We start from the raw sequence: 4,319 nt of genomic DNA on the forward strand, positions 1-4,319 counted from the left end.
CTTTGATCGTAACAACCCGGTTATTCCAGCTTAAATCTAAAGACGCATCAAAGCTGCCGTCACTTTTTTCTGTCACTACCTGCTGTCCGGCCTCACCTTTTTCGGAATACAGTTTATTGGTGACAGTTTTATCGGCAGCAGACACTGTCGTCACAGCAAACAACAGACTGGCCAATATCACAGAGTTAATTTTCATCATGCGTCCTTTCTGGGTTAATAAACCCAGAAACTATAGCAGCTTAACACCACTCTGCCATATCAGTGCGCGTTAGCCGGTGCACTGCTGTTGTGGCATTGCTGCAGACAGCACTGTCTGATTGCCGCCCGCTTTTTTTGCCATATACATGGCCTTATCAGCGCATTGCAGCAAGCCACTGACGGACTGGCTATGCTGGGGAAACATAGCGACACCGATACTGGGAAATACCGGTATCAGCTGGCCAGCTAAAACGAAAGGCTGGTTAAGCGCAAGGCGGATTTTGTCTGCCAGTTGCAGCGCCGCTTCGCTATGTTCAACCATAGGTAATAACACCACAAACTCATCGCCACCCAATCTGGCCACCGTATCGCTATGGCGCAAACACTGCACAATACGCTGCGCGGTTTGCTGTAGCAGCTCATCACCAACCTGATGGCCAAAGGTGTCATTAATATGTTTAAACTTATCCAGATCCAGATAACACAACGCAAACTGGTCGCCATCACGCTGTGCCCTAGCTAAGGCTGATTGCAGCCGATCCTGCAATAAATCGCGGTTAGGTAACTGGGTTAACTGATCGTACAATGCATTGCGTTGCAACCGCTGCAACATTTGTTTGCGCTCAATCGCAACGGCCACCTGGACAGAGACAAACTCCAGCAGTTCGACTTCACTGGCACTGTAACCGGATGCCGTTGCCCGGTTCTGTATCATCAAAGCGCCCATTACAGCACTGTGCGATTTTAGTGGCACACCAAGCCAGTTTATTGCTTCACCCTTGACCAGTTTACGCAGCTTCTCTGGCAACTCTGACTGATTATCTGCAGTCAGCAAAATAGTCTCCGAGCGGTGAATAACCTCGGCGCAAAGCGCCAATACATCACAGGCTATGCTGTCATTCTCACCGTCATATAGTGCCGCATTGTGGGCAAAATATAACGATCCGGTGGCGTCAGCCGGCAGCACTATGGCAAAACGGCACATCGGAATCAGCGTGGACACTATCTGCTGAATACATTGGTAAAGCGCAACCAGGTCATCACAAGCAAAAGCCGCTTCTGATATGGCATACAAAGCCGCCTGACGTGCTTCAATTTTTTTACTGCGACTGATATCCCGCGCCACAGCAACCCGGCGTTTATCCGTGGCAGACCAGCGTGCCGACCATAACAAGTGGACAATCTGACCGTCTTTGCGAATATAGCGGTTTTCAAAATCGACTTTCACAGCACCGGCATTAATCTCTGCGGCCGTTTTTAATGTGCGCTCGCGATCATCAGGGTGTACCAGCTCAATCATCAGCCTGCCCAGCATTTCTTCCGGTTTATAGCCAAAGATGCGCTCTGCGCCTTTGCTAACAAATTCGAAGCGGCCGAACTTATCGACCACACAAATGGCATCCAGCAGTAAATCGATATAATTGCTCAGGGCTTTATAACTGTCAGTATTCATCGTGTGGCAACGGTTTACAGCAGAAAACTGTTTAAACCTTAGCACGCCTGACGAACTATAGCAGGCTGTATCGGCTGATTTTTCAGGTAAAGTTGCTAACGTGACAACTCAGTAATCAGTTGCTCACAGTTACGCCACATCAGAGCGTAAATTGTCAGTTGTGGATTGACACCTAAACTGGTGGGTAGCACTGAACCATCAAACACTGAAAGGTTGCCCAGCTGGTTGTGCCGGCCGTAAGGATCGACAACACCGCGCTGAGCGCTACTACTCATATTGCAGCCGCCCATCACATGCGCGGACACTATGGTCTGTCGCAGTATCTGCATTGACAACTGGGTTATAGCCGCTTTAGCTTCCGCCCAGCTGCTATATAAGTGAGCATCATGATGAATAGGCAATACCTGGCGCGCGCCAGCGGCAAATTGCAGCTCTGCCATCGACAGCAAGGCCCGGCGCATGCCTTGCCATAAATAATCTGTGATGGGGTAATCAAGCACTGGCTGTTGGTGCTGATCCAGCATCACCCTGCCGCCCTGGCTTTGTGGGTGAAAGCCATCCCGCAGTAATGCTATCGTTGCCTGCAGATGATTAAACTGCTGCATCAGCGCGGCATGCTGTGCTCCGCTACCGGTAAGCTTAGTAGCCATTAATACCGGGTGTAGCGGCGGCACTTCAAGCTTGTAGCCGGCCAGATTGTCATCTGCTGGCCAGACAAACTGATCCGAATACACTGATTGTGGTGCACCGCTATGGCCATTTACCGCTTCATCAAACAAGGCGCCGGAAATAACCGAAGGGTGCAAATAGGTATGTTTGCCGAGCCGGCCTGATGGATCGGGTACTTCTGAGCGCAGCAACAGTGCGGGCGAGCCAATAGCACCGGCGGCAACAATATAGTGCTTAGCGGTTATCGTAATGCGCACATCGCTACGCGGCTGAAAATACTGATCTACCGGCACAGCGTCCACCGCAGTAACCTGTTCGCCCTGCCAACGCAGCTTGCGTACAGAAATTCGTGAAATCAGTCTGGCCCCTTTGGCCATTGCAGCAGGAATAGTAGTAACCAGCATCGATTGTTTAGCATTAACCGGACAGCCCATACCGCAATAGCCCAGATTTGCACAGCCATTAACGTTACGGCTAATCACGCTGTAATGCCAGCCCAGCGCTTCGCAGCCCTGCTGCAGCCTGGCGTTATTCATATTCGGCGGTACGGGCCACTGCTGAATACTCAGCCGCTGCTCAGCCTTGACAAAAAACCGGGCCAGATCATTATCAGCCTGAAAATTCAACCCGAATTCGCTGCGCCAGTAATCCAGTGTAGACTGCGGCGTGCGAAGCGATGTAGTCCAGTTAACGGTTGTTGAACCACCCACGGTGCGCCCCTGCAAAATGCCTATGCCCTGGTCACGCGTTTTTCGGGCCGCGCCTTCCTGGTATAAATTGGGGTAAGCCCAGCGCTCTTGCATCACAAAATCATCAGACGTATACCAGGCGCCCTCTTCCAACAGTAGTACGTTAAAACCAGCCAGGGTCAGTTGCTCGGCCGCAATACCGCCGCCGGCGCCTGAGCCGATAATGACGATATCCGCATCAAACTGCTGATCCGAACTGAACAAAGCGGCGTTAATATGGTCAACCATTAGCGAAATTCCGGTGCGGTGTAATTCAGCTGTTGCCAGTGCTGTGGCTGACCGTAAAATGCTGCGTACAGCAGCTCGCGCAAGCTATGATATGCCAGCTGCAAGATCAGCAGGTAGCTATCGCGCCAGCTGTTAAGCAAGCTCAGCCGCTGCGTCATATTCAGTGCTGGCAGAGCCGCGAGATGGCCCGTCAGCGCCAGCTGACTTAGCCGGTTTGCTAACAGATTAAACAGCTGATGCAACTGCTGTTGCTGGCTTAGCGGCAAGAACCCGATAAAATCATTTACTGCGGTTTTGCTGCGCTGCAGTGCTGCCTGTGCTAAGGTCGCATCCTCAGGCAAAGCACCGTACAGCAATGCTGGCAGAATGGCAGACAACACCCAGTCACGGCTGTCTTCATCCGGACTTAAGCTAAACTGCCAACCAGCCAGCAGCAGGCTGGTACTGGCACCTAACGCCAGGCCGCTGAAAAGAAATTGGCGCCTGTTCATTACAACAACCCCGTTAGCTTACGTTAACGCATTGTTTATCAGGAAAACCTAATTTGCAAGCTCAAGTCAGACCAGTTGTAACATCTTCGTTTAAACCTGCCTGGTGGCTAAAACATGCGCACCTGCAAACTATTTTCGCCAAATATTTGAGTCCGCGTAAAAAGCAACGCACGGTAGCCGAGCTTTTTACCCTACCAGATGGTGACGAGCTGGAACTGAACTGGATGCAACCATCAAAGGAAGCAGCTAACGCCCCTATGGTAGTGATACTGCATGGTCTGGCCGGTAACATTCACAGCCATTATATTCAGGGAATACTGGCGCAGTGCCGCGCCCTGCACTGGCCGGCTGTACTGATGCATTTTCGTGGCTGCAATGGTAAACCCAATAAGCTGCCCCGCGCGTATCACAGTGGCGATACGGCTGATGTTGCAACCGTGCTGCACGAGATAACGCAGCGTTTTCCCGGCCGCCAGTTAGTCGCAGTAGGCTATTCACTGGGTGCAAACGTGTTGCTGAAATACTGTGGTG

Annotated in this window: 5 protein-coding genes; 1 reads left to right on the plus strand and 4 read right to left on the minus strand. The window is 51.4% G+C overall.

What is annotated here, in order from left to right:
• The 4 genes from VIN66_RS00175 to VIN66_RS00190 all read right to left on the minus strand — a co-directional run.
• Positions 1 to 199: hypothetical protein (locus tag VIN66_RS00175; RefSeq protein ID WP_331922110.1), on the minus strand; the 199-nt coding region annotated here is incomplete at its 3' end.
• A 69-nt stretch (positions 200 to 268) separates the two neighbouring features.
• Complete coding sequence (locus VIN66_RS00180) at positions 269 to 1,651, minus strand: sensor domain-containing protein (protein ID WP_331922111.1); 1,383 nt, start codon at positions 1,649 to 1,651, stop codon at positions 269 to 271.
• 95 nt (positions 1,652 to 1,746) lie between these two features.
• Positions 1,747 to 3,297, minus strand: coding sequence for a GMC family oxidoreductase (locus VIN66_RS00185; RefSeq protein ID WP_331922112.1), 1,551 nt, complete (start codon positions 3,295 to 3,297; stop codon positions 1,747 to 1,749).
• Complete coding sequence (locus tag VIN66_RS00190) at positions 3,297 to 3,788, minus strand: hypothetical protein (RefSeq protein WP_331922113.1); 492 nt, start codon at positions 3,786 to 3,788, stop codon at positions 3,297 to 3,299. Before VIN66_RS00190 ends, VIN66_RS00185 begins: the two co-directional genes overlap by 1 nt.
• 53 nt (positions 3,789 to 3,841) lie before the next feature.
• Between VIN66_RS00190 and VIN66_RS00195 the strand changes: the two genes are divergently transcribed.
• Positions 3,842 to 4,319 (plus strand): YheT family hydrolase (locus VIN66_RS00195; RefSeq protein ID WP_331922114.1); only part of this gene is annotated, 478 nt, incomplete at its 3' end.

It is taken from the genome of Rheinheimera sp., assembly GCF_036568245.1.
In the GTDB taxonomy this organism is placed as follows: Bacteria; Pseudomonadota; Gammaproteobacteria; order Enterobacterales; family Alteromonadaceae; genus Alishewanella.

Bases quoted from the DNA above. Each gene is read 5' to 3' on its own strand.
- VIN66_RS00190 (WP_331922113.1), bottom strand. From the start codon at position 3,788: ATGAACAGGCGCCAATTTCTTTTCAGCGGCCTGGCGTTAGGTGCCAGT.
- VIN66_RS00185 (WP_331922112.1), bottom strand. From the start codon at position 3,297: ATGGTTGACCATATTAACGCCGCTTTGTTCAGTTCGGATCAGCAGTTT.
- VIN66_RS00180 (WP_331922111.1), bottom strand. From the start codon at position 1,651: ATGAATACTGACAGTTATAAAGCCCTGAGCAATTATATCGATTTACTG.